Annotated in this window: 22 protein-coding genes, 1 tRNA gene and 1 pseudogene; 11 read left to right on the top strand and 13 right to left on the bottom strand. The window is 53.1% G+C overall.

The genetic code is table 11. The annotated features are described in order from the left end of the window. Position 1 precedes the first annotated feature (1 nt). From SK54_RS01425 to SK54_RS01415, 3 genes are all read left to right on the top strand, one after another. Entirely contained in the window at positions 2-481 is a 480-nt protein-coding gene (locus SK54_RS01425; protein ID WP_048246606.1) for a hypothetical protein, read from the top strand. A 353-nt stretch (positions 482-834) separates the two neighbouring features. Then, positions 835-1,605: a GlxA family transcriptional regulator gene (locus tag SK54_RS01420; RefSeq protein WP_223230145.1), complete on the top strand. Its 771-nt coding sequence runs from the start codon at positions 835-837 to the stop codon at positions 1,603-1,605. Between the two features lie 48 nt (positions 1,606-1,653). Next, entirely contained in the window at positions 1,654-2,097 is a 444-nt protein-coding gene (locus tag SK54_RS01415; RefSeq protein ID WP_017383639.1) for a GNAT family N-acetyltransferase, read from the top strand. A gap of 32 nt (positions 2,098-2,129) precedes the next feature. On the opposite strand, the gene SK54_RS01410 is transcribed toward SK54_RS01415, so the two are convergent. The 5 genes and pseudogenes from SK54_RS01410 to SK54_RS01395 form a co-directional block, all read right to left on the bottom strand. Further along, positions 2,130-2,717: a hypothetical protein gene (locus SK54_RS01410; protein WP_225561440.1), complete on the bottom strand. Its 588-nt coding sequence runs from the start codon at positions 2,715-2,717 to the stop codon at positions 2,130-2,132. Next, positions 2,714-3,079 (bottom strand): tlde1 domain-containing protein, encoded by a 366-nt coding sequence (locus SK54_RS21605; protein WP_023302859.1) that lies wholly within the window; start codon positions 3,077-3,079, stop codon positions 2,714-2,716. The genes SK54_RS01410 and SK54_RS21605 overlap by 4 nt, the downstream gene beginning before the upstream one ends. Positions 3,080-3,088: 9 nt before the next feature. After that, the gene (gene tssD, locus SK54_RS01405) at positions 3,089-3,574 is read right to left on the bottom strand and encodes a type VI secretion system tube protein TssD (RefSeq protein WP_045338680.1); all 486 of its coding nucleotides are present in this window, start codon (positions 3,572-3,574) and stop codon (positions 3,089-3,091) included. Positions 3,575-3,837: 263 nt separating this feature from the next. Beyond that, on the bottom strand, positions 3,838-4,875 hold the full coding sequence (locus SK54_RS01400; RefSeq protein ID WP_048246604.1) for a virulence RhuM family protein: 1,038 nt from the start codon (positions 4,873-4,875) through the stop codon (positions 3,838-3,840). Positions 4,876-4,925: 50 nt separating this feature from the next. Further along, positions 4,926-5,267: pseudogene (locus SK54_RS01395) on the bottom strand (SymE family type I addiction module toxin). Between the two features lie 136 nt (positions 5,268-5,403). On the opposite strand from SK54_RS01395, the gene SK54_RS21600 reads away from it, so the two are divergent. From SK54_RS21600 to SK54_RS22420, 3 genes are read left to right on the top strand one after another with little or no spacing between them, the layout of a single operon-like run. Beyond that, positions 5,404-5,592 carry a toxin-antitoxin system HicB family antitoxin gene (locus tag SK54_RS21600; RefSeq protein WP_075550043.1) on the top strand — a complete coding sequence of 63 codons (189 nt, stop codon included), beginning with the start codon at positions 5,404-5,406 and terminating at the stop codon, positions 5,590-5,592. Between the two features lie 14 nt (positions 5,593-5,606). Beyond that, positions 5,607-5,846, top strand: coding sequence for a P-loop NTPase fold protein (locus tag SK54_RS22425; RefSeq protein WP_075550042.1), 240 nt, complete (start codon positions 5,607-5,609; stop codon positions 5,844-5,846). 36 nt (positions 5,847-5,882) lie between these two features. After that, entirely contained in the window at positions 5,883-7,442 is a 1,560-nt protein-coding gene (locus SK54_RS22420) for a P-loop NTPase fold protein (RefSeq protein ID WP_369793795.1), read from the top strand. Positions 7,443-7,446: 4 nt separating this feature from the next. Here the strand turns inward: SK54_RS22420 and SK54_RS01385 are convergent. Further along, positions 7,447-7,541: transfer RNA gene (locus SK54_RS01385), tRNA-Sec, on the bottom strand. 287 nt (positions 7,542-7,828) lie between these two features. Here SK54_RS01385 and SK54_RS01380 point away from each other — a divergent pair. Beyond that, positions 7,829-9,220: a glycoside-pentoside-hexuronide family transporter gene (locus SK54_RS01380; protein ID WP_023295696.1), complete on the top strand. Its 1,392-nt coding sequence runs from the start codon at positions 7,829-7,831 to the stop codon at positions 9,218-9,220. A gap of 12 nt (positions 9,221-9,232) precedes the next feature. Then, entirely contained in the window at positions 9,233-11,551 is a 2,319-nt protein-coding gene (gene yicI / locus SK54_RS01375; protein ID WP_039269354.1) for an alpha-xylosidase, read from the top strand. A gap of 128 nt (positions 11,552-11,679) precedes the next feature. Here yicI and SK54_RS01370 read toward each other — a convergent pair whose 3' ends face one another. Both SK54_RS01370 and xanP read right to left on the bottom strand, forming a co-directional pair. Further along, on the bottom strand, positions 11,680-13,374 hold the full coding sequence (locus tag SK54_RS01370) for an AsmA family protein (RefSeq protein ID WP_047734934.1): 1,695 nt from the start codon (positions 13,372-13,374) through the stop codon (positions 11,680-11,682). A gap of 118 nt (positions 13,375-13,492) precedes the next feature. Continuing rightward, positions 13,493-14,884: a xanthine/proton symporter XanP gene (gene xanP, locus SK54_RS01365; protein WP_015570053.1), complete on the bottom strand. Its 1,392-nt coding sequence runs from the start codon at positions 14,882-14,884 to the stop codon at positions 13,493-13,495. A 225-nt stretch (positions 14,885-15,109) separates the two neighbouring features. On the opposite strand from xanP, the gene gltS reads away from it, so the two are divergent. Then, entirely contained in the window at positions 15,110-16,312 is a 1,203-nt protein-coding gene (gene gltS, locus SK54_RS01360) for a sodium/glutamate symporter (RefSeq protein WP_006812438.1), read from the top strand. Between the two features lie 3 nt (positions 16,313-16,315). On the opposite strand, the gene recG is transcribed toward gltS, so the two are convergent. From recG to gmk, 5 genes are read right to left on the bottom strand one after another with little or no spacing between them, the layout of a single operon-like run. Further along, positions 16,316-18,397: an ATP-dependent DNA helicase RecG gene (gene recG / locus SK54_RS01355; RefSeq protein ID WP_017383630.1), complete on the bottom strand. Its 2,082-nt coding sequence runs from the start codon at positions 18,395-18,397 to the stop codon at positions 16,316-16,318. 3 nt (positions 18,398-18,400) lie between these two features. Next, positions 18,401-19,090, bottom strand: coding sequence for a tRNA (guanosine(18)-2'-O)-methyltransferase TrmH (gene trmH / locus SK54_RS01350; RefSeq protein ID WP_003860922.1), 690 nt, complete (start codon positions 19,088-19,090; stop codon positions 18,401-18,403). A 4-nt stretch (positions 19,091-19,094) separates the two neighbouring features. Beyond that, positions 19,095-21,209: a bifunctional GTP diphosphokinase/guanosine-3',5'-bis pyrophosphate 3'-pyrophosphohydrolase gene (gene spoT / locus SK54_RS01345; protein WP_003860921.1), complete on the bottom strand. Its 2,115-nt coding sequence runs from the start codon at positions 21,207-21,209 to the stop codon at positions 19,095-19,097. A 19-nt stretch (positions 21,210-21,228) separates the two neighbouring features. Beyond that, the gene (gene rpoZ / locus SK54_RS01340) at positions 21,229-21,504 is read right to left on the bottom strand and encodes a DNA-directed RNA polymerase subunit omega (protein WP_000135058.1); all 276 of its coding nucleotides are present in this window, start codon (positions 21,502-21,504) and stop codon (positions 21,229-21,231) included. A 54-nt stretch (positions 21,505-21,558) separates the two neighbouring features. Then, entirely contained in the window at positions 21,559-22,182 is a 624-nt protein-coding gene (gmk, locus tag SK54_RS01335; RefSeq protein ID WP_006177710.1) for a guanylate kinase, read from the bottom strand. A gap of 250 nt (positions 22,183-22,432) precedes the next feature. On the opposite strand from gmk, the gene ligB reads away from it, so the two are divergent. After that, positions 22,433-24,103, top strand: coding sequence for an NAD-dependent DNA ligase LigB (gene ligB / locus SK54_RS01330; protein ID WP_017693972.1), 1,671 nt, complete (start codon positions 22,433-22,435; stop codon positions 24,101-24,103). A 703-nt stretch (positions 24,104-24,806) separates the two neighbouring features. Continuing rightward, positions 24,807-25,103, top strand: a complete 297-nt coding sequence (locus SK54_RS01325) for a hypothetical protein (RefSeq protein ID WP_017693971.1) — start codon at positions 24,807-24,809, stop codon at positions 25,101-25,103. The last annotated feature ends 33 nt before the right edge of the window (positions 25,104-25,136 follow it).

The raw sequence follows: 25,136 nt of genomic DNA, 5'->3' as shown, positions 1-25,136 counted from the left end.
CATGACTCGTTTTCGGCAGATGCTGTATATCATCGTGGCGGGCCTCGTCACCGCAGGCGTGCTGACGGGCTATTACCTGTGGCACCGAACTTACGTTCAGCCTTTTTCATGCCAGGCTAATCTGGTACAGCACCATCCGGATGAGACGCTGACGGTCTGGCTGAATTACACCTTCGACGGGAAACTCGGCACCCTGAGCATGAATGGCCGGGCAAAGAGCGATCCGGGTAAAACCATTGACAGGAAAATTTCCTTTCGGGTGGAGAGACAAGATCATCTCTATTTGCTGACGTCAGAAAAAAATATGACGTTCCCGGACGATAATGTCGAAGACACCTGGCTGGAAAAATATGAACCGCAATTTTTTGTCTATCCGGGCAAGAGTATTTATATGCGGATCAATGAACAACATAATGGTAACTATATCTTTACCTTAGGAACATTACCGACATATGTGTGTCGTGGTTCAAAAAAAGAATGATATAAACGAGAAAAACATTATATTTTCCTCCCGTCTCATTTATGCTTGATTTAAAATATCAGGATTACCTTAGAAATAAAAAGTGCGACAGATCATGTTGCGATAATGTAATTAATTTTAAATTTGGCAAGTAAATGAAAAGTGTATTTGACTCCTCCGATGGGGGGAAATCAGTACCGGAAAAGTGTCTGCATATTGGGTTGATATTATGGCCCCGTTATTCACTCCTGGCCGTCTCCGGGTTGCTGGAGGCGCTGCGTTATGCAGCGAAAGCTCAGGATAAATTAGCATTTAAAATCAGCCTGATAAGTGAATTTCCTGATATCCCGATTATCAGCAATGCGGGGATTATCATGAGACCAGATTCTCCCCATGCGCCGCCGGACAGTTTTAACTATCTTGCTGTTATCGGCGGTGAATTGCAGTATCTGGACTTAGGGTATCAGGGGGATAAAGCGTATCTGGCACATGCCCACCATGCCGGGGTTCCGCTCATTGGCATTGGCACCGGCAGTTTTGTCCTCGCACAGGAAGGATTGCTGAATGAACGACGAGCGTCCATCCATCCTTTCCACCTTGATGCATTTCGGCAGGCTTTCCCGCTGGTTTATGCTGAGCAAGGGTATGATTTCATCGACGATGGCGATGTGCTGACCTGCCCGGGCGGTATTTCCACCCTTACGCTGGCAACTGAGCTTATCCGCGCCCATGCCGGGGATGATATCGCCAGCACCACCTGTCAGCGTTTGTCGCTCGTTCCGCATGAAATTGCCACCCCGCGTCCGGCGAATTTTGCGCTTATCCCTGACTCGCGGTTGCGCCGCGCCGTCATGCTGATAGAACAGTTCCTGACCCGGCCGCTCACCACCGCCGGGCTTGCGCGAGAAGTGGCATTGAGTGAACGCCAGCTCAACCGTCTGTTCCACGCAGAATTCGGCAAAACGGCCCGCGAATTTATCCGCAGCGCCAGACTGCGCTATGCTTGCTGGCTGCTGAAGAACTCACAGCAAAGCGTGACGGATATTGCGCAGCGGATGGGGTTCAGCGACTGCGCGCACTTTATTCGTCATTTTCAGACGGAGTATGGTTGTACGCCTGGCGTGTGGCGCACGTCGCAGAGCTGAATATCATTACATTGCTGCCCTGAAACTTTACTCAACCGGAATATCACCATGAAAATAGAAGCCGCACACCCCTCACAATTTGAACGCCTCGTCGCAGTCTGGGAGTCGTCCGTTCGCGCCACGCACCGCTTTTTGCAGGAAAGCGATATCGCGGCGCTGCGTCCGTTATTGCTCAACGCATATTTGCCTAATCTCAGGGTTGTGATTGCCCGGGATGACGTGGGTATTATTCACGGCTTTTTGGGCGTGGATAAAAATCGCATTGAAATGCTGTTTGTGGATGATGCGAGCCGGGGGAAGGGTATCGGGAAAATGCTGCTGCAATATGCCATTGCAGAATTCGGCGTAAATGAAGTGGATGTGAACGAGCAGAATCCGCAGGGGGTGGCGTTTTATCGTCATATGGGGTTTGAGCAGGTCGGGCGCTCGGAACTGGATGGGCAGGGGAATCCGTTTCCGCTGTTGCATATGCGGTTGAGTGGACAGGCTTAACGCCCTCTCCCTCTGGAGAGGGCTTCTGCAAGCTAGTTACTGGTAATTTGCCCGATGATTACACCACGCACTTTTTCGCCATCGAAGTAATACGAGACCGTATTACTCTGGATGAATCCATTCTGTACTGGCGTCTCCTGATAAAAAAGTATCGCTTTCTTTTTGGCGATCCCTTTCTTGCCGAACATTTCAATTAGATTCCTGTGAGTAGCATTCAACAATGGAACATTCGCGACTGAGACGCTGACAGGTTCCGTTGTTTTAGCACACTCTTTATGGATGCCATCTTTGGCAATAACTAGCGCAGTTAACAATCCTGCACCCATTTCGTTATCAGAAATGAACCAGTAATTCGTGCCATCGTCGTCATGAAGGCAGACCCAGCGTGCTGAGCTGTCTTTGTTAACTGGTGTGCTGGTGATATCTGACAGGTGAGTAACCTCCATTCGTACGGCTTGCTTGCCTATAGCGATGGTCGGTGAAAGGGGCACTGTTGTAGAAATTTCCGTCAATGATCCGTCTTCATCGTAATACTCGGTCGCGAAGCCGGTCATTTCCGTTGCTGAGACGTGCGAACTGACTGCAACGAGTAATGGCAATAAACAAAATAAACGCTTCATTTGACTATCAATACCGTATCGTTGCTTTTCCAGATACTCCTTCTGGCACTCAGAGGAGCAATGATGCAGCCCTCTGAAGAGTCGTCAGGGTGCAAACTGCTTTTACCATGTATTTTAAATGAGTCTCTACCACACATCTCATTTGTCGAGTAGGGCGTGAGGCTGAGAGTATATTTCCCGGTGTGGGCTGAATTATGAGGGGAACCAATTGTGTATTTCCCTCGAGGTAGAGGCCCACTGTTTTTTACACATTCTTGAGATGGATCGTTTTTGTAACCACTTGCTCCTGCATAATCTGCATCGAACTGATAAACACCATCAAGATAAAATTTGTGCTCTTTTACATCATATTCCCAGGACATACTTTCTCCTTAAGCGCGTTCCTTCCAGGTATCAGAATGAATGATGTTTCCATCTATGTAATGCCATGTTATTTTTTCATATGTTAGATCTACATATTCACAATGTGTATAGCGTTCGTTTCGCGGTAGTTTAATGTCAAACATGAGTGGTTCAATTTGAACTACTCTTGCATTTTCTAAAGTTGTCTTAAAGTAAGCCTCTTCAAGTCCGTTATAGTTGATTCTGTAAAATATGAACTCTGCTTTTTTAAGTGTTTGCCCAGTGCATAAGGCTTTGTATAGATAAGAGGATGATGAATCAATCTCTTTCATGAATGCATAGGTACTACAAATGCGTTTTGCAGTGATTTTACTGGAGAATTTATCTATAGGTTGTTCTATAGAATGCATAAATTCAATCACTTCTATTGAACCTTCGCGATCTTTTATATCGACAGATCCATTAATCCTCCGGCCTGAATCATCCTCGAGCCATAAGTAAACAGGTATAGCCATCTCAATCTCCTTTTATAGACTGAGGGAAACTACTCTTCATTATGGATTTAAATTGTGACTTTCATTTCAAAACAGGAATGTTAAAGAATTTTGGTTGGTTTAATAGAAAGTTGTAGTTGCGAGATATGGATGGTATCAATTGACGTTTAAAACTTTATAAGGTTGATTTATGACTATTCTTCCATCGCAAGAATAATAGTCACTAAAAAAAGCATCAAATATTGAAATGATGAATATCATTGAATAATGAACCTATGCCGGGATTAGCGCTTAGCCTGCTTATCCCATTTTAATAAGCTGGCGATATCTTTCTTACCTTCGGCTTCTTTCAGCAGGCGCTGCTTTTTTTCAAACTCGAGGTATTCTGAGCACGCCTTTTCATCAGCCGTTTTCTTGCTGATTTTTCCTGCGCCTTCTAAAACGTCCCGGTCGTTGAATTGCAGAAACTGATCGAGCTTGGTTTGCCAGTCTCGTAAAAATACCTGCTTGCGGCGTTTGGCCTGATCTTCGGCAAAATCGAGCCACATATTAACGACGCGATTAAGCTCGCTCACCTCATCCTGAGACAGATAATTTTTTGCGGTGGTGACATCGCTTTTACGGACTTCTTCGCCTTTATAGCTGGTCAGCTCCATATGCGGTTGAGTGGCGTCCGCACGTTGGTGAATCAACTCAGCAGCGGTGTGCCCAGTGCAGGCAAAATGCAGTTTATTCTGGATGGTCTGAAAGAATTGCGTGGTTTCTTTGAGCGACGGCTGATAGTCAGCGGCTAATGCGAAAATCTCCCTCACGCGAAGATAGACCCGGCGTTCGCTGGCACGTATATCGCGAATGCGTTCCAGCATTTCATCGAAATAGTCAGGGACGGCGGAAGATCCCACAGGCGGATTTTTCAGGCGCTCGTCGTCCATAACGAAGCCTTTAACCAGGTATTCCTGGAGCGTTTGGGTGGCCCACTGGCGGAACTGCGTACCTCGCGTGGATCGGACGCGATAGCCGATGGCGAGAATGACGGGCAGGCTATAGTGAAGTGTGTTGCGATTGACCTTGCGCTGACCTTCTTGCTGAACTTGTAAGTAAGCCTTACAAGTTGCTTTTTGTTCAAGCTCACCTTCTTCGTAAATAGCTTTAATATGCTGAGTAATAGCTTGAGGGGTGACCTGGTAAAGAGACGCAATGGCTGCTTGCGACAGCCAGAGTGTTTCATGTTCAAAGCGACATGTGATGCGAACCGTTCCATCATCACTGGCAAACATAACAAATTCGCCTGCCGGGGATTGGATTACGTCTTTATCTGCCATGTCGCCTCCACATCTAATGCACCAGGCAGGTAGTATGCCAGAAACAGCCGCTAAGCCAGGTGGTTTGTATTTGATTTTGCTAGGCGCTTTCCAGCATGCGGAATTTGGATCGCTGCAAGCGCGTTCTCTATCTCAATAAGCTTTGCTTTCGTCCGTTTATAATCATCCTGCAACCTCTGCTCCTGCTCGTTATACGCCATCAGAACGATACACCCTTTCATGATCTATACCGTGACCTGCTGCCCGGTATCAAACCCCGCCGCGCGCAGCCACTTGCCGGAAAGGATGATTTTCGGCGTGGATTTGTCGAAAACATTCGGGCGGTATCCCACAATTAACGAACGCTCGGTTCCGGATTGGTCGGTGTCTGGGGTAGAATGCGAATCAGCCATAATCAACTCCTTGATAGTTGGTGAGGTTAGCTCTCGTCCGGTATTGCGAGTACCCGACGAGGGCGTTTCAATTTGAGGTTTTTGTATGCTAAGGTACGTACCTCAATGAGGTTATCTTGCTCTAGTAGGTACGTACATGTCAACAGCTAAACGCGACCCTAACAAATCTAAATCCGGAAAAGCACCAACTTTTCAAATTCGCATTACGCCGGAGTTGAAGGCACAGTTTGAAGAAGCTGCGAAAGCTGACGGAATGAGTTTGGGTAATTGGTTGAAAAGCCTAGGGCGTAAAGAAATAGCTAGGCTTGGGAAAACCCCATATTAAACGAGATACTATGTATGGCATTCAATGAAAATGAAGAATTAAATGACAATGTTATAAATTATTTAAATTATTATCTTTCTGAAAAAAATAATACAGACTATGCTGTACAACTTGTTGGGCCATGGGGTAGTGGAAAAACTCACTTCATTAAAAGTTGTGTTTTAGTTAATAATAAATATAAATTCAATCCCCTTTACATTAGCTTGAATGGATTAATCACCAACGCAGAAATAACAGAGAGATTATTTTTCTAAGTACATCCAAAATTATCTTCCAAAGTATTTAAGGCAATAGGTTTTTTTATTTCTAGAGTAATAAATGCTGTTGCAGGAACCGATGTTACAAAAGACACAGATGCAAAATATATAATAAAAGACTTCATTTTAAATGTAGAAAAAAGAATTTTAATATTTGATGATCTAGAAAGATGTTTGATTCCCATTCAAAGTGTATTGGGCTATATAAATTCCTTTGTGGAACATAAAGCATGCAAAGTTATAATTATAGCAAGTGAAAATGATTTCACAAGTGAGCAAAAAGAACAATATGTAATAATTAAAGAAAAGGTTGTAGGAAAGACGTTATCATTAACTCCTTCTATTGAACAAGTGATAGAGGTTTTTAGTCAACAAATCAATAATGAATTAGCACGTAGTTATATTAAAAAGAACAAAGATTTAATAAACGATATTATAAAAATGTCCGGCAGTGTAAATTTTAGAAGTGTAAGGGCTATATTTGATGATTATGAAAGGTTAATTTCACTTTTTTGTGATTATTTCCAAACTTCAACTATTGCTGCTGATAAATTGTTGTCCTCAATGTTAGCTCTAGGAATAGAAATTAGATCGGGACGTATAACATATGAGGAAGTCATTGACTTACCAACAAACTCTTTAATTCATGCGTTATCTAAAACAAAAACAAATGGGGTTATTAACACTATTGATAAATATAAATCATTGGATTGGTTTGATCCAGTTATCCCATACAAAACAATTGCTTTCTTGTATTCGAGTGGAGTAATTGATATTAACAACATAAAATGTTATTTATCGCAGCATCCATTATTTATTAACGATAATGCTCGCCAATTCTGGAGAGAGTTATGGAGTTGGAGCGATCTTACTAGGACAAGATTTTTATTCGCACAGAAAGGTCTTAAAAAACAACTTGAAAAATGTGAAATTATTGAGCCAGAAGTAATTATGCATGTTGTTGGCATAGTGTTAAGTTTGGAAGAAAATAATGACATTAGTTTAACCTCAGGTGAAGATATTAAGGATTTTTTCTATAACTATATTGATGAGATAAAAAAACGAAAATTGCTTCTGCCGAAGATTTCTTTTTTTAGCGATAGTTATAGTTCAGTTTATGGCTTAGGCTTTATTTCGTCGGAAAAAAATACTTTCAAAGAGATTAGATGCTATCTGAAGGGGGCTGTTCATTATCGTTTAAATGATTCACTAAAAAAGACATACCCAGATCTGTTACATTCTTTTTCTTTAAGCACTAATAAATATTCATCTTTATATGAATATGGTATAGATGATGGCAACTATGGTGGAGTAGCTTTCTTACACTTGATACCACCCGGATATTTTTCTTATATTATTATTGATGACTGGAAGTGTAATAATAAACTAATGTCTTCTTTGCTTGCTCGATATACTAGAGACAAATATAACAAGCATTTAGAAAGCGAGTATAGTTGGCTTGAGAAAGTTGAAAAGTTAACTTATCAGATTGCTAATAAAGCTCTGGAACCTCATAAAACTCAATTAGCACAAAACTTAAAATACTACTTTGAATTAATAAAAGGTGAGATTTCTTTCACAAGAAATAATTAGATTTTGGCGGAAGATCACAGGAGTCGAACCTGCCCGGGAACGCTGGCGCCCCCAACTGGATTTGAAGTCCAGCCACCTCACCGGAGATGACGATCTTCCGCGCCTGCATTGCTACATGGAGGCGGGGCGCATTATAGCTACTTTCAGGCATTTACCACATACCCCACACCACTTTTTTCACCTCTCTTTTGACCTTAACCCCCCTGTTTCAGCTAATTATTAAGAAAATCCTCAGGTTAGCATTTCGTGCTCACCAACTTTTATCCCGATCACAAAAAACAAGAAACGTAATCTCTTAACCAGAAAACGCAATACCCGCTCCTGAAACAATGGTTTAAAAAACGGTAACCGGTCTCAGCGCCCCCTACAGCGTGAAGGATAAAAATATGAGCGAAGTCCTGTCAGTAAAAGAGAAGATTGGCTACGGCATGGGAGACGCCGCCAGCCACATCATTTTTGATAACGTCATGCTTTATATGATGTTTTTCTACACCGATATTTTTGGTATTCCCGCCGGGTTTGTCGGCACCATGTTCCTGCTGGCCCGCGCGCTGGATGCGATCTCCGACCCGTGCATGGGGCTGATTGCCGACCGCACCCGCAGCCGCTGGGGTAAGTTCCGTCCGTGGATTTTGTTCGGCGCCATTCCGTTCGGCATCGTCTGCGTGCTGGCGTATACCACGCCGGACCTCAGCCTCAACGGTAAAATGGTTTACGCCGCCGTTACCTACACCCTGCTGACCCTGCTCTATACCGTGGTCAACATCCCGTACTGCGCGCTGGGCGGCGTGATCACCAACGACCCGACGCAGCGTATCTCCCTCCAGTCCTGGCGCTTTGTGCTGGCGACGGCGGGCGGTATGCTCTCTACGGTGCTGATGATGCCGCTGGTGAACCTGATTGGCAGGGATGACAAAGCCTTCGGCTTCCAGGGCGGGATCGCCGTGCTGTCGGTGGTCGCGTTCCTGATGCTGGCGTTCTGCTTCTTCACCACCAAAGAGCGCATCCAGGTGCCGCCGAGCACCACCTCCATGCGTGAAGATCTGCGTGATATCTGGCAAAACGACCAGTGGCGCATCGTCGGCGTGCTCACCATCCTCAACATTCTCGCCGTCTGCGTGCGCGGGGGCGCGATGATGTACTACTGCACCTGGATCATGGGTTCGCCGGAAGTGTTCGTCGCGTTCCTCACCACCTACTGCGTCGGCAACCTGATCGGCTCCGCGCTGGCGAAACCGCTCACCGACTGGAAGTGCAAGGTCAGCATCTTCTGGTGGACCAACGCCGCGCTGGCGGTGGTCAGCGTGGCGATGTTCTTCGTGCCGATGCATGCCACCGTCCTGATGTTCGGCTTCATCTTCGTTATCGGCGTGCTGCACCAGCTGGTGACGCCGATTCAGTGGGTTATGATGTCCGATACCGTCGACTACGGCGAATGGACCAACGGCAAACGACTGACCGGCATCAGCTTTGCGGGCACGCTGTTCGTGCTGAAGCTCGGCCTGGCGCTGGGCGGGGCGATGATCGGCTGGATGCTGGCAGGCGGCGGCTACGACGCGGCAGCCAAAACCCAGAACAGCGCGACCATCAGCATCATCATCGGCCTGTTTACCCTGGCACCGGCGATCTGTTACGTGCTGAGCGCCATCATCGCCAAACGCTACTACACGCTGAAAACCCCCTTCCTGACCAAAATTCTGCGCGAGCTGGCGCAGGGCGCGCGCCGCAATCAGCAGGAGTTTGAAAACCTGCCGGTCAGCAAAGAATTGCAGAACTAAGAGGACGTAAGCATGAAAATCAGTGATGGAAACTGGCTTATTCAACCGGGCCTGAATGTGACCTATCCGGTGCAGGTGTTCGACGTGGAGCAGCAGGGCAATGACCTGGTGGTGTATGTGGCGCCGCGTGACGTGCGCGAACGCACCTGGCAGCTCGACACGTTGATGTTCACGGTGCGCCTGTTTGCCCCGCAGGAAGGGATTGTCGGGGTGCGCATCGAGCACTTCCAGGGTGCGCTGAACAACGGCCCGCACTATCCGCTGAACGTTCTGAAGGATGTAAAAGTTGAGATTGAAAACAACGCCGAATTTGCCGAGCTGAAAAGCGGCAGCGTCAGTGTGCGCGTCGCCAAAGGCGAGTTCTGGGCGCTGGATTTCCTGCGCAACGGCCAGCGCATTACCGGCAGCCAGCTGAAAAACAACGGCTACGTGCAGGACAGCAATACCGATCGCAATTACGTCTTCGAACGTCTGGATCTGGGCGTGGGGGAAACGGTCTACGGCCTGGGCGAGCGCTTTACCGCGCTGGTACGCAACGGCCAGACGGTCGAAACCTGGAACCGCGACGGCGGCACCAGCACCGAGCAGTCTTACAAAAATATCCCGTTCTACCTGACCAACCGCGGCTACGGCGTGCTGGTGAATCACCCCGAGAACGTCTCGTTTGAAGTCGGCTCCGAGAAGGTCTCCAAAGTGCAGTTCAGCGTGGAAGGGGAGTATCTGGAGTACTTCGTGATCGACGGCCCGACGCCGAAAGAGGTGCTGAACCGCTATACGCAGTTCACCGGGCGTCCGGCGCTGCCGCCTGCCTGGTCGTTCGGCCTGTGGCTGACCACCTCCTTCACCACTAACTATGACGAAGCGACGGTGAACAGCTTTATCGACGGCATGGCCGAGCGCGACCTGCCGCTGCACGTGTTCCACTTCGACTGCTTCTGGATGAAGGCCTTCCAGTGGTGCGACTTCGAGTGGGACCCGGTGACCTTCCCCGATCCGGAAGGCATGATCCGCCGCCTGAAAGAGAAAGGGCTGAAGGTCTGCGTGTGGATCAACCCGTACATCGGCCAGAAATCGCCGATCTTCCGGGAGTTGAAAGAGAAGGGCTACCTGCTCAAGCGCCCGGACGGCTCCCTGTGGCAGTGGGACAAATGGCAGCCGGGGCTGGCAATCTACGACTTCACCAACCCGGACGCGTGCCGGTGGTATGCCGACAAGCTGAAAGGCCTGGTGGCGATCGGCGTCGACTGCTTCAAGACCGACTTCGGCGAGCGTATCCCGACGGACGTCCAGTGGTTTGACGGTTCCGATCCGCAGAAGATGCACAACCACTACGCCTACATTTATAACGAGCTGGTGTGGAACGTGCTGAAAGAGACGGTGGGAGAAGAAGAGGCGGTGCTGTTTGCCCGTTCTGCCTCCGTGGGTGCGCAACAGTTCCCGGTACACTGGGGCGGCGACTGCTACGCCAACTATGAGTCGATGGCCGAAAGCCTGCGCGGCGGGCTGTCGATTGGGCTGTCCGGCTTCGGGTTCTGGAGCCACGATATCGGCGGGTTCGAAAACACCGCTCCGGCGCACGTCTACAAACGCTGGTGCGCGTTCGGGCTGTTCTCCAGCCACAGCCGCCTGCACGGCAGCAAATCCTATCGCGTGCCGTGGGCGTACGATGACGAGTCCTGCGATGTGGTGCGCCACTTCACGCAGCTGAAATGCCAGCTGATGCCGTACCTGTATCGTCAGGCGGCGCTGGCCCGCGAGTTCGGCACGCCGATGCTGCGGGCGATGATGCTGGAGTTCCCGGACGATCCGGCGTGCGATTACCTCGACCGCCAGTACATGTTGGGGGATTCAATGATGGTGGCGCCGGTGTTCTCCGAGGCGGGCGACGTGCAGTTCTACCTGCCGGAAGGGCGCTGGACGCACCTGTGGCACAACGATGAAATCGAGGGTAGCCGCTGGCATAAGCAGCAGCACGATTTCCAGAGCCTGCCGGTCTATGTGCGCGACAACACGCTGCTGGCGCTCGGCAATAATAACCAGAAGCCGGACTATGCGTGGCACGAGGGGACGGCCTTCCAGCTCTTCAACCTGAGCGATGGCGCAACGGCGGTAAGTGAAGTGCCTGCGGCGGACGGTTCTGTGGTGTTTACGCTGAAGGCGTCACGTCAGGGCGACGTCGTGACCTTTACCGGCGCGGGAGATGCGCAAAACTGGTCGGTATGCTTGCGCAACGTGCAGAAGGTCGGCGGCGTAAAAGGCGGTTCACATGCGGGCAGCGAATGGGGTGTGGTGGTGAAAGCCGAGGGGGATGAGGTGGTGGTTCACCTCTGAGCTGGAAAAATGCCCGGTGGCGCTTCGCTTACCGGGCCTACGGTAATTATGCGGTCTGATGCCCTCACCCACGGTAGAAGGAACCAAAACCTCGTAGGCCGGGTAAGGCGAAGCCGCCACCCGGCTTTTTACTGTGCCGGAGCCACCGTAGACACCATCCCGCCGGTCATCTTCTGTTGCACCTGCCGTTTATCCATATTCACTGCGCTCAGCTTCCCATTCACCGTCGGCTTCAGCGGCGCATTGGCCTGCACGCTTCCGCTGGCGGTGAGCTGAATATTGCCGTCGCCTGCAATCGGCAGCGCTGGCCAGCCCCACTGCTGCAAAACGTTGAGTGGTACACCGCGCCCGTTCAGGCTCACGGTGGTTTGTCGCTGTGGCAGCTGTGACACGGTGGCGGTCGCTTCCAGGATCCCTTTCTCGGTAAAGGCGCTCAGATCGGTAATATTTACCGTTGCGGCGTTGGCATTCAGCGCCAGCGACGGGCGACGCACGTCGACGCGGTTAAAGGTTGCTGCCGCCCCGTTGAGGGTTGCGTTACCGCCCCACACGCCCCACTTGTGATCCTGCGCCAGCCGCAGATTAGCGCCATAACCGTCGAGGGAGGTGATCTGCCACGGGAATGCCGGATCGATGTCGATCACCAGGTTGCGGCTCAGGCCGAATTTTTTCAGCGTCACGCTGTTCAGCCATGCCGGAAGCGGGTCCATCCACAGCGTTTTCCAGTTTTCCGGAAGCGTATATTCCAGCCCGGCAATGACAACGTCGTCCAGCACCAGCGCCTGACCCTCGCGCAGCCAGTTGCCGGAGGTGCGCACCATGCCCCCTTCCCAGCGGGAGGTGAACTGACGCAGCGCAATGCCCTGCGGGGAGAATTCCGCATTCAGGATAGGGTCAAACAGATGCAGCGAGCCGTAGATAAATTCGCTGGCGTTCATGGATAACCGTCCCTCCTGGCTTTGCCAGTCACCTTTACTCAGGGTGAGGTTACGCAGGCTGAGATCGAGGTCGGTTACCGCCCAGTCTGGCCCCTGTAGACGGGCATCGGTCACTTCCAGCCGCCCAATCTGTAACGAAGGCAGGGTGGAGAGAGGGGCGAAGAAATCCAGCAGCGATTTGTCGCTTTGCAGGCGGATCTCATTCAGACGCAGGGTGTTGATAACCCAGCCACCGTCGGCATTACGCAGAGCCGAGCCCGTCAGCGAGCCGCGCGCCATATCGGCACCGATGGTATTCAGCACCACCTCTTTGCCGTTGAGTTGTCCCTGAATCAGCACGTTATTGGCCGGTATGCCGTTGAGCGTGAGCGACCCGGCGCTCATCTGGATTTGCGCATTTTTTCCCAGTACGTTCCCCGCCTCGGGCTGCCACGGGCTGACGCCGCCGGTCACCTTTTGCGCACTGAGATCCCACTCCGTATTCGGGCTGTTAAAGGCCATGTTATTCAGTTGCAGACGGTCGGCCTGGAACGGCAGCGGCGCCGTCTGCGGCGATAAATTCAGCGTGCCATCGAACAGGGTGATGGCATCCATATGCAGCGGGTCGGTGATCTGGCGGCTGCTTAAGCCAATATCCACTTTTTTAGCGACCAGCGTGGCCGGTTTGCCATCTCGTCCGAAGGTAACGTTTTCCAGAAGGATGTGAGAAGGGGATGAAAAGCGGTGATCCATCAGGTCAAAGTTGAGCTCGTAATCGGTATTCACCGTGATCCAGCTGCTGACCTGCGATGCGCCCCAGCGGGTCTGGAGCAGAAAATAAAAGGCGAGCACTACAATGAGCAGGGCTACCAGAAGATAGATAAGCAGCTTTCCAATAAATTTCATGGTCTTCCTTCCCGCGAAACGCACATAAGGGTGTTATGCACGATTTATGCGCAATGCTCAAGGCGGGAATGGTGTAAAGAGATGTCACGGCAGGCATTGACAGCCTGCCGTGTGGGGATCAGTTCTTTTCAGGCGGGAAAATAAGATTCAGCACGATAGCGGTAATACCGCCCGCGGCGATGCCGGAAGAGAGCAGGTTTTTCACCCAGTCCGGGGCAAACTGCAAAATCATCGGCTGCTGGGAGACGCCAAGCCCTACGGCGAGAGACAGCGCAATAATCATGATTGCGCGGCGGTTCAGCGGCTCGCGGGAGACGATACGCACGCCAGAGGCCGCGATGGTACCGAACATGACCAGCGTCGCGCCGCCCAGAACCGGCTCAGGGATGTGCTGCACAAAGCCGCTTACCGCCGGGAACAGGCCGAGGACCACCAGCATCAGCGCCACCACGAAGCCCACGTAGCGGCTGGCCACGCCGGTCAGCTGGATCACGCCGTTGTTCTGGCCGAAGCAGGAGTTCGGGAAGGTGTTGAACACCGCCGAGACAAACGAGTTCAGTCCGTTCGCCAGCACGCCGCCTTTCAGACGTTTCATGTACAGCGGGCCGGAGACCGGCTGCTCGGACACGTCGGAGGTGGCGGTGATATCGCCAATGGTTTCCAGGGAGGTGATCATAAAGACCAGCATCAGCGGCAGGAGCAGACTCCAGTCAATGCCCAGGCCGTAGTAGAGCGGCGTTGGCACGGTAATCAACGCGCTGTTGGTTGGGGTGGTGTTTTCCGGGAGCATACCCAGCGCCCACGCCAGCAGGTAACCGGCGGCCATGGCGATCACCAGCGATGCCACGCGCAGGTACGGGTTACGCTGGCGGTTAAGCAGAATAATGATCGCCAGCACGACGCCTGCCAACAGCAGGTTTTTCGGCGCGCCGAAGGTATGGTCGCTCATTGCCGCGTAGCCGCCCCCGATGGAGGTCAGACCCACCTGGATCAGCGACAGGCCGATAATCATCACCACCACGCCGGAGACCAGCGGGGTGATCACCCGGCGCGCCAGGTGCAGAACGCGGGAGATGATCATCTCTGTGCAGCTTGCCAGCATCAGGGTGCCGAAAAGCGCCGCCATCATCGTCGGGACATCTGCGCCGCCGGTTTTCAGTGCCGTACCGCCCATGATCAGCGGCGCCACAAAGTTAAAGCTGGTGCCCTGAATCGACAGCAAACCTGAACCCACCGGACCCCAGGCTTTAATTTGAATGATGGAGGCCACGCCGGAAGCGAACAGAGACATACTGATGATGTGTTGCGTATCCTGCGCCGGTAACCCCAGCGCCTGGCAAATCAGCAGAGCCGGCGTGATGACCGCAACGAACATCGCCAGCAGGTGCTGGCATGCGGCAAACAGGGTTTGAGGCAGCGGGGGACGATCTTCAAGGCGGTAAATCAGTTCGCTGTTTTGCTTCTGCGCAATCGGTTGCGCATCAGCAGACTCCAGAGTGTTAACAGACATCGGCGGCAATCCCACGGTGGAAAAGCGGGCATTTTAGCTGACCACCTGGTAAAAGCAAACGATTGCCAGCAAAAAAAAGAGAGAAAATCTGCCGGTGTGAGCAGGTTTTCTACAACGAACAGCAAAAAAAAATTACACTTTTCGCGCCGGCGGCTCATGACGAGCATCACCCGGCCCAGGATAACGCCGCGTGTGTATGGAATACGCGCATAACAGGAGCCTTTTATGATTCATCTCGATACGTTGTCGACCCTTGTTGCCGCAACGCTGGTTCTTCTGCTTGGTCGCAAGCTGGTACACAGTGTTTCCTTTCTGAAAAAGTACACCATTCCTGAACCTGTCGCCGGTGGATTGCTGGTGGCGCTGGCCCTGCTGGTGCTGAAAAAAAGCATGGGCTGGGAAATCGATTTTGATATGTCCCTGAAAGATCCGTTGATGCTGGCCTTCTTTGCCACTATCGGCCTGAACGCTAACCTCGCAAGCCTGCGTTCGGGCGGCAAGGTGCTGGGCGTGTTTCTGATTGTTGTGGTGGGCCTGCTGCTGATGCAAAACGCCATCGGCATCGGTATGGCGTCGCTGCTGGGGCTGGATCCGCTGATGGGTCTGCTGGCGGGGTCGATTACCCTGTCAGGTGGCCACGGAACGGGCGCGGCGTGGAGCAAGCTGTTCATCGAACGCTATGGCTTTGAAAACGCAACGGAAGTGGCAATGGCCTGCGCGACCTTTGGCCTGGTGCTTGGCGGGCTGATTGGCGGCCCGGTGGCGCGCTATCTGGTGAAACACTCCACCACGCCGGAAGGCAGGCCAGACGATGAAATGGTGCCGACGGCATTTGAAAAACCGGACGTTGGCCGTAGCATCACCTCGCTGGTGATGATTGAAACCATCGCCATGATTGCTATCTGCCTCACCGTGGGCAAAATCGTTGCGCAATGGCTGGCGGGAACGGCTTTTGAACTGCCAACCTTTGTCTGCGTGCTGTTTATCGGGGTGATCCTGAGCAACGGTCTGGCGCAGATGGGCTTCTACCGCGTCTTCGAACGCGCGGTGTCCGTGCTGGGGAACGTCAGCCTGTCGCTGTTCCTGGCGATGGCGCTGATGAGCCTCAAGCTGTGGGAACTGGCCTCGCTGGCGCTGCCGATGGTGGCGATCCTGGCGGTACAGGCCGTGTTCATGGCGCTGTATGCCATCTTTGTTACCTGGCGCATGATGGGCAAAAACTATGATGCGGCGGTACTGGCAGCGGGCCACTGTGGGTTTGGTCTGGGGGCGACGCCAACGGCCATCGCGAATATGCAGGCGATCACCGAACGGTTCGGTCCGTCGCACATGGCGTTTCTGGTGGTGCCGATGGTGGGGGCATTCTTCATTGATATCGTCAACGCGCTGGTCATTAAGCTCTACCTGATGCTGCCGATGTTTGGCTGATCGTCAGGCGTTGGAATACCGCTCGGTTTCCGGCATCCAGCGTTCAATCAACGCTGCCGCCTGTTCGGGGTAGCGTTCATGAATATGACGCGCAAGGCGTTGTACTTCGGGGATCATGGCCTGATCGCGCAACAAATCCGCCACTTTAAATTCGGCGTTACCCGTCTGACGTGTGCCCAGCAGTTCGCCCGGGCCGCGGATCTCCAGATCTTTTTGCGCAATCACGAAGCCGTCATTGCTGTCGCGTAATACCTGCAAACGCATCTGCGCGGTTTTCGACAGCGGGGCTTTGTAGAGCAGCACGCAGTGAGAGGCGATCGCGCCACGGCCCACGCGCCCGCGAAGCTGGTGGAGCTGCGCCAGGCCGAGACGCTCCGGGTTTTCGATAATCATCAGGCTGGAGTTCGGCACGTCCACGCCCACTTCGATGACCGTGGTCGCAACGAGTAAATGCAGTTCGCCCTGTTTAAACGACTGCATCACCGCCTGCTTCTCGGCAGGCTTCATGCGCCCGTGAACCAGACCGACGTTCAGCTCCGGCAGGGCGAGCTTTAACTCTTCCCACGTGGCTTCGGCAGCCTGCGCTTCCAGCAGCTCAGACTCTTCAATCAGGGTACAGACCCAGTAAGCCTGACGCCCTTCCTGGGTGCAGGCGTTGCGCACGCGGTCAATGATATCGCTGCGGCGCGTGTCCGGAATGGCGACCGTCGTCACCGGCGTACGGCCCGGCGGCAGCTCGTCGATGGTGGAGGTATCCAGATCGGCATAGGCCGTCATCGCCAGGGTGCGTGGAATCGGCGTGGCGGTCATGATCAGCTGATGCGGGTGGAAGCCCTGTTGCAGACCTTTCTCCCACAGCGCCAGACGCTGATGAACACCAAAGCGGTGCTGTTCGTCGATAATGACCAGCGCCAGACCGTTAAACTGCACCTGTTCCTGGAAAATGGCGTGCGTGCCGACAATCATCTGCACCTGCCCGCTGGCAATGGCTTCCTGCTGCGCAAGGCGCGCTTTGCCCTTCTGCTTCCCGGCCAGCCAGCCCACTTCGATTCCCAGCGGGGCGAACCAGTTCCGGAAATTGTTGGCGTGCTGCTCGGCCAGCAGTTCCGTCGGCGCCATCAGCGCCACCTGCTTACCGTGGGCGATGGCGCGCAAAGCGGCCAACGCGGCGACCAGCGTTTTCCCGGAACCCACGTCGCCCTGCACCAGGCGCATCATTGGCACATCCAGCGCCATATCGCGTTCGATCTCGGCAGTCACCCGCGCCTGGGCGCCGGTGGGTTTAAACGGCAGTGAGGCCAGCAGCTTATCTTTGAGCTCATCACGCTGGCTTAATGGCTGCGCGTGGAAGCGCTGCGCACCTGCGCGCAGGGCCAGCATGCTCAGGTTGTGAGCCAGTAATTCCTCAAGGATAAGACGCCGTTGGGCGGGGTGTTTACCGCTTTCTAAATCAACAAGCTGAAGCGTTGGCGGTGGACGGTGCAGGGTGCGCAACGCCTCCGGCAGGCTCATCATGCCCTGTGCCAGCTCCGGCGGCAGCAGCTCGTTAATGGCGCAGGTATCGAGCAGCTCCAGCGCCTGGTCGGTGAGCTTGCGCAGCGTAGCCTGCTTAATGCCTTCAGTGGTTGGATAGACCGGCGTGAGCGTCTCCTGTAGCTCAGGTGAGCTGAGATCGCCCTGCACGCGGTATTCCGGGTGGATCATCTCCGCGCCGTATTTGCCCCGTTTGGCTTCACCGTACGCAAGTACGCGTCGTCCAGTGGCAAGGCTGTTTTTCATTGCCGCATTGAAGTTGAAAAAGCGCATGGTGAGAATGCCGGTGCCGTCGCTGATCTGGCAGGTCATCATTCTGCGTCCGCCAAAGGTGATGTTGCAGTTCAGCACTTCCCCTTCAACGGTGGCGTAAATAGCGGGCAGCAGATCGCCAATTTTATAAAGCTGGGTACGGTCTTCGTAACGCAGGGGGAGGTGGAGCAGGAGATCCTGCACGGTGTGCAGGCCAATCTTCGCCAGTTTACTGCTTTGAGCCGCGCCCACGCCCGTCAGGCTATTGAGCGGTATGGCGTCCAGCAGGCGGCCTTTCATGATTTACCCCGCGTACTGCATGGTGGACCACCACTCGGCATCGGCTTCAATTTCGCCCTGCGCGTTGACGTGGGGGTAAGGCAATTTCTTCTGCTTCGCAACGCGAGCCAGCACCGGATAGCCACCTTCAAACAGCAGGCGCTGCTGCTCCTCTTCCGGCAGCATGCTGTTGCTGCGCTCGTACATTCCGGCATTCTGACGCTGGCGCTGTGCTTCATACAGGATCAGCGCTGAGGCGACCGACACGTTGAGTGACTGGACCATGCCGATCATTGGAATGATGATGTCCCGATCGGCCAAGTCCAGTGCTTCCTGCGTGATCCCCGTTTTCTCCTGGCCCATTAAAATGCAGGTCGGACGGGTGTAGTCGATCTCACGGAAATCCACGGCTTTAGCAGAAAGGTTGGTTGCCAGAACCTGCATGCCACGCCCTTTCAGGTGCGAGACCGCTTCACCAATAGTCTGGTGAGTTTTCACGGATACCCAGCTGTTACTGCCTGCGGCGGTGGAGGCCATGGTACGCATACGTGCGCCTGGCCAGACGGCGTGGACTTCATGCACGCCGACGGCATCTGCGGTGCGGACGATAGCAGAGACGTTATGAGGTTTATGGACCTGCTCCATGCAGACCGTCAGATCAGGCTGACGCCTGGCGAGCATTTCGCAGATTCGCTCGTAACGTTTTGAATTCATAATGCTAGTTTCGGTTTCGGGTGACTTTAATGACATCCGGCATCACGCGGATCTTGCGCATAATATTCGCCAGATGCACGCGGTCACGGGCGGTCAGGCGAATAAAGGCGCTGTAAACGCGGCCATCTTTTTCTTCCGTATTCAGGCTTTGAATGTTGGACGAGGCCGTGTTGATCGCTGCCGTCAGGTTCGCCAGTGCACCCTGGTGGTTGAACATATCCACCTTGATTTCAGTGATAAATTCCTGCGCCGTCTCTTTATCCCACTCGACCGCCATGAACTTCTCAGGCTCTTTCTGATAGCCACGGATGTTACGGCAGGATTCGTGGTGGATCACCAGCCCTTTACCCGGGCTGACGTGCGCAATAATCGGGTCGCCCGGGATAGGACGGCAGCATTTGGCGAAGGTGATGAGCACCCCGTCAGCGCCTTTGATCGGCAGGTGACCATGATTTTGCGTGGTGGCAGGAACGGCTGTCGTTTCGCCTTGTTGCAGGTTCTTCGCCACGACCACGCTCATGGCGTTGCCGAGACCAATCTCTGCCAGCAGGTCATCCAGCGAGGCGAGCTTCATACGCTCCAGCTCATGCTGAATGTTTTCTGGCGGGATCTCTGCCAGTTTGCGGCTGCCACCCAGCGCGTGATTGAGCAGACGACGCCCCAGGCTAACGGAATCGTCGCGCTTGAGGTTTTTCAGCAGCTGGCGGATTTTTGCGCGCGCTTTTGAGCTCACGACAAAGTTCAGCCAGGCGGCGTTAGGACGTGCCCCCGGCGCGGTAATGATCTCCACCGTCTGTCCGCTGAAGAGCGGCTGCGACAGGGGATAAGGCTGCCTGTCGACGCGGGCACCTACGCAGGCATGGCCGATATCGGTATGCACGGCGTAAGCGAAGTCGACCGGAGTTGCGCCCGCAGGCAGTTCGACAATGCGTCCTTCCGGTGTGAAAACGTAAATCTCATCCGGGAAGAGATCGGATTTAACGCTCTCGATAAATTCAAACGAGCTACCTGCGCTCTGTTGCAGCTCCAGCAGGCTCTGCATCCAGCGCTGGGCGCGGATTTGCGCGGTGGTGCTGCTTTCACCGCCGTGCTCTTTATAAGCCCAGTGCGCCGCGACACCCATCTCCGCCATCTGATCCATATCTTCGGTACGAATCTGCACCTCAACAGGGACACCGTGCGGGCCAATCATGGAGGTGTGCAAAGACTGGTATCCGTTCGCTTTAGGAATGGCGATGTAATCTTTGACGCGCCCCGGACGCGGCTTGTACAGGCTGTGCATCTGCCCCAGCACGCGGTAGCAGGTGTCTGAGTCGTGGACGATCACGCGGAACGCGTAGATATCCATGATCGAGTGAAAACGCTGCTCTTTGAGCACCATTTTGCAGTAGATAGAGTACAAATGCTTTTCGCGACCGCTCACGCGGCACGGAATACCCGCTTCCTGCAAACGCCCTTCGATTTCAGAGAGGATCTTTTGAATCATCTCTTTACGGTTACCGCGAGCGGCTTTCACCACCTCTTTAATCACGCGATAGCGGTTCGGGTACAACGCCTCAAAACCCAGCTCTTCCAGCTCGGTTTTAATATGATGAATACCTAAACGGTGCGCCAGCGGACTGTAGATTTCGAGGGTTTCACGGGCGATGCGGCGACGTTTATCCGGGCGAAGTGAGCCCAGCGTGCGCATATTGTGGGTGCGGTCAGCCAGTTTGATGAGAATGACGCGGATATCCTGCACCATCGCCATGATCATCTTGCGAAAGTTTTCGGCCTGCGCCTCTTTCTTGTCGCGGAATTTCAGCTTATCAAGCTTAGAGACCCCTTCCACCAGCTCGGCAACGCTTTTGCCAAACAGCTGTTCCATGTCCTGGTAGGTGGCAGGGGTATCTTCGATCACGTCATGCAGCAGGGCGGCCATCAGCGTTTCGTAGTCGAGTTTCATCTCGGCCAGAATACAGGCCACCGCTACCGGGTGCGTGATATAGGGTTCACCGCTTGAACGTGTCTGGCCCTCGTGAGCGTCACGTGCAACGAGATACGCCTGCTGAAGACGCTTAATCTGGTCTTCAGGCAGGTAGGTTTGAATCAGTTGATTCAGGCTTTCAAACAGATACAAGGGCGACCCGCAGGTTTAATTAACGACGACCTTCAGCAATAGCGGTAACAGCTTGTAATTCAGCGGCTTCCTGCTCTTGCTGCTCCTGGCGCTCACGCACGTCGAGGATCTGGTTGTTGATCAGACCTTCTTCGATTTCGCGAAGTGCAATAACGGTGGTTTTATCGTTTTCTTCCGGTACCAGCGGATCTTTACCGCCTACCTGCATCTGACGAGCGCGACGCGCGGCGACCAGCACCAGGTCAAAACGGTTACCAATTTTCTCTACAGCGTCCTGAACAGTTACGCGTGCCATACTTAAAATGCTCCACAGGTGAAGAAATGACTGGGCATGATACTGAAAGTGGGTTCAGTCTGCCAACAGTTTGGTGATTAATGCGTCATGTCGCTGCTTCTGGCGGCTCATACGCAGACGTTCTGCGCGAAGGATAGTTTTGAGATCGCTCAGCGCGGCATCAAAATCATCATTCACAATAAGGTAATCATATTCCGCGTAATGGCTCATTTCTGCAACTGCCTGCGCCATACGCTTCGCGATAACTTCTTCGCTGTCCTGGCCGCGACCACGCAGGCGGCGATCCAGTTCATCTTTCGATGGCGGTAAAATAAAGATACTGCGCGAATCCGGCATTTTCTTACGAATTTGCTGCGCGCCCTGCCAGTCGATATCCAGGAACACGTTCACGCCGGTCGCCAGAACCTGCTCAATGGTTTCACGCGAAGTACCGTAGTAGTTACCGAAAACTTCTGCGTGTTCAAGAAACGCGTCTCTGCCAATCATCGCTCTGAATTCGTCGTGATTCACAAAGAAATAGTGTTCGCCGTGCACTTCACCCGGACGCGGTGCTCGCGTGGTGTGAGAAACAGAAACCTGCGTATCGTACAACGGTTGGGTTTTTAACAGTGCCTGAATAAGGCTGGATTTACCCGCGCCACTAGGGGCAGAAACAATATAAAGCGTGCCTTGAGCCATGAGAGTCTTTTGTATGTGTTAACGAAGAAGTCCTACATACGGGCTTATTATACACGTCGCCGCTGTGTGACGTAGCCTTTGTCACACTTTTTCCCGTGGATGATTAAATTTTGCGTGCCGTTTTCAGCTTTTACCTTCCTTTTGCTGCAATAAAAACAATGCGCTGAAGCGCGCTCGTAAAATGCAATTTTGCAGCTGGTCTGCGGCTCCCGGGCAGGGTATACCCTTCGCAAAACAGGGAGGGGTAATAATGGTGAAATGGATAAGCATACTGATGATCTTCTTAAGCAGCGGGGCGATGGCTATTTGCCCGGTCTGGTCACCGGCTAAAGCCGGGCAGGAGATCGCGGCCCTGAAGGCGCAGCTGACCCGCTGGAATGAAGATTACTGGAAGCAGGGCCGCAGCGAGGTGAGCGACGACGTTTACGACAGGCTTAACGCCCGCTTAAAACAGTGGCAGCGCTGTTTTCACGATGAACCGCTGCACGACGATCTTCCAGCCGCCAGTGGGACGGTGAAACATCCCTTCGCCCATACCGGCGTGCATAAGGTAGAAAGCAAGCAGGCGCTTAGCCGCTGGATGGCGACGCAGCAGGATCTCTGGGTACAGCCAAAGGTGGATGGTGTTGCGGTCACCCTGGTCTACAAAAACGGCAAGCTGGTGCAGGCGATTAGCCGGGGCGACGGCTTACAGGGGGAAGAGTGGACGGCACAGGCGCGAATGATCCCCGCTATTCCGCAAACGCTGGCCGGGCCGCTTGCCAACAGCGTGTTGCAGGGTGAACTTTTTCTGCTGCGCGACGGGCATATCCAGCAGCGGATGGGGGGGATGAACGCGCGTGCGAAGGTAGCGGGGGCAATGATGCGCGCGACCGATCGCGCAGCGCTGAAGCAGACAGGCATTTTTATCTGGGCCTGGCCGGACGGCCCAAAAGCGATGAAAGCACGCCTTTCCGCGCTGGCGGAGGCAGGTTTTACCCTGACGGCCCGCTATACCCTGCCGGTTAAAAACGCGGCTGATGTGGAAGCGCAACGGACGGCCTGGTTTAAGGCTTCGTTGCCCTTCGCCACGGATGGCATTGTGGTTCGCGCCTCGGCAGAGCCGCCGGGCGAGGAGTGGCTGCCGGGGGAAGGGAGTTGGATCGTCGCATGGAAATACCTTCCTGTGGCCCAGGTGACGGAAGTCAAAGCGATTCACTTTACCGTTGGCCGTACCGGGCGGATCACCGCGATTGCGCAGCTTGAGCCGCTGATGCTCGACGATAAACGCGTACAGCGCGTCAGCTTAGGGTCGGTTAACCGCTGGCAGAGGCTGGATATTGCCCCCGGCGATCAGGTGCTGGTAAGCCTGGCGGGACAAGGTATTCCCCGGCTGGATAACGTGGTGTGGCGCAATGTGGATCGCCGTAAACCGCAGCCGCCCTCATCGCGCTATAACGGCTTAACCTGTTTCTATGCCTCCCCGGAGTGCATGGAGCAATTTTTTGCCCGGCTGACGTGGCTAAGTTCCAGGCAGGCGTTAGATATCGAAGGAATGGGCGAATCAGGATGGCGGACCCTCTATCAGGCGCATCGGTTTGAGCACCTCTTCTCCTGGCTACAGCTCACGCAGGCGCAGCTCACCGCGACGGCGGGGATATCGGCATCGCATGGCGCTGCGCTGTGGCATCAGTTTAACCTGGCGCGGGAGCGACCTTTTATCCGCTGGATCACCGCGATGGGAATACCGCTGGCCCGGTCGACGCTCAAGGCGGCAGGGGATCGCACCTGGCAGGAGCTGATTCAGCGAAGCGAAGCGGAGTGGCGGATGCTGCCGGGTGTCGGGCAGGAGAAGGCCCGCCAGATCGTAAACTGGCTGCATCAGCCTCAGATTGATGCCCTGGCAAAATGGCTGGCCGCAGAGCACATCGGTGGATTTTAATCTGCGTGCGCTCCTGAACAGACTGGCGAGGGGGCACACTTCCGCTGCCGTGAATAGCGTATTTATGAGACGCGGTTTATATACGCAATAATTATGAATATAAATGAATTATTCATGGTAAATATATTTTGAGGAAATATTATCCCTGAACCCAATTTCAGAATTTGCTCTGCTTGCGTTTTTATTTTCTTTGAGAGAACGGCTTAATTGATCTCAATCACTATTAATCGAGAGCAATAGCCGGGAATGAAGGAGTTATAGGCAATGCAGCCTGAGTATTGTTCGTATTTTTGCTTTTAATTTCAGTTGTTTAACTATTTTATTAATAATATGTTGAGTGTTTTCTGGTTAACAATTAGTCATATTTATTCTGCCGGAAATCATTGCGTCAAATTATTATAAGAATTATCTTATCCAAAATTTTTAAGGTAGTTACCGCTGGGGTGCATTTCGCATCACTCTGCGTTTTCCTTTCTTTTTGCGCCCCGTGAGGGGGTTAACTATCTGAACTCCAATTGAAGCAATTAAGGGTACCGAAATATATCCTGGCGGTTTATATGCGCTGGTGTTCAGAGCCCAGGGCTTTTACATGGATGATTTTCCGTCCCTGTCGGGCCGGAATTCAGCCCCGGGCTTTATGCCCGTTAACCGGGACCTGGTTTCCAGGTGCTCATATTTTCCTTCATTTGAATGAGGACCAAAAATGAAAAGGACGCTTTGTACAGTGCTGACGGCACTCACGCTGGCGACTGCCCTGCCTGCTATAGGCGCTACCACCGAAGCAGGTAGTACCAGCGCAGCAACAACCGGTACAACAACCGGAGCAACGGTGGGAACTACCGCTGGCACTACGGGGGGACTGGCGGCAGGCGCGATTGGGACAACCGCTGTTGTCACCACCGCTGCGATTGCCGGCGTAGCGACGTTAGCCGTTGTCGCGGTAAGCGACAGTGGCGATGACTCAGGCAATGGTACTTCCACGACGACAGTTACCCGCTAAGGCTGGTGCGCAAGGCGATATAGCCTTGCGCTG

This window comes from Enterobacter sp. MGH120 (assembly GCF_001037725.1).
Lineage (GTDB): Bacteria > Pseudomonadota > Gammaproteobacteria > Enterobacterales > Enterobacteriaceae > Enterobacter > Enterobacter hormaechei_C.
This window is presented reverse-complemented; position numbering and strand designations above follow the sequence as displayed.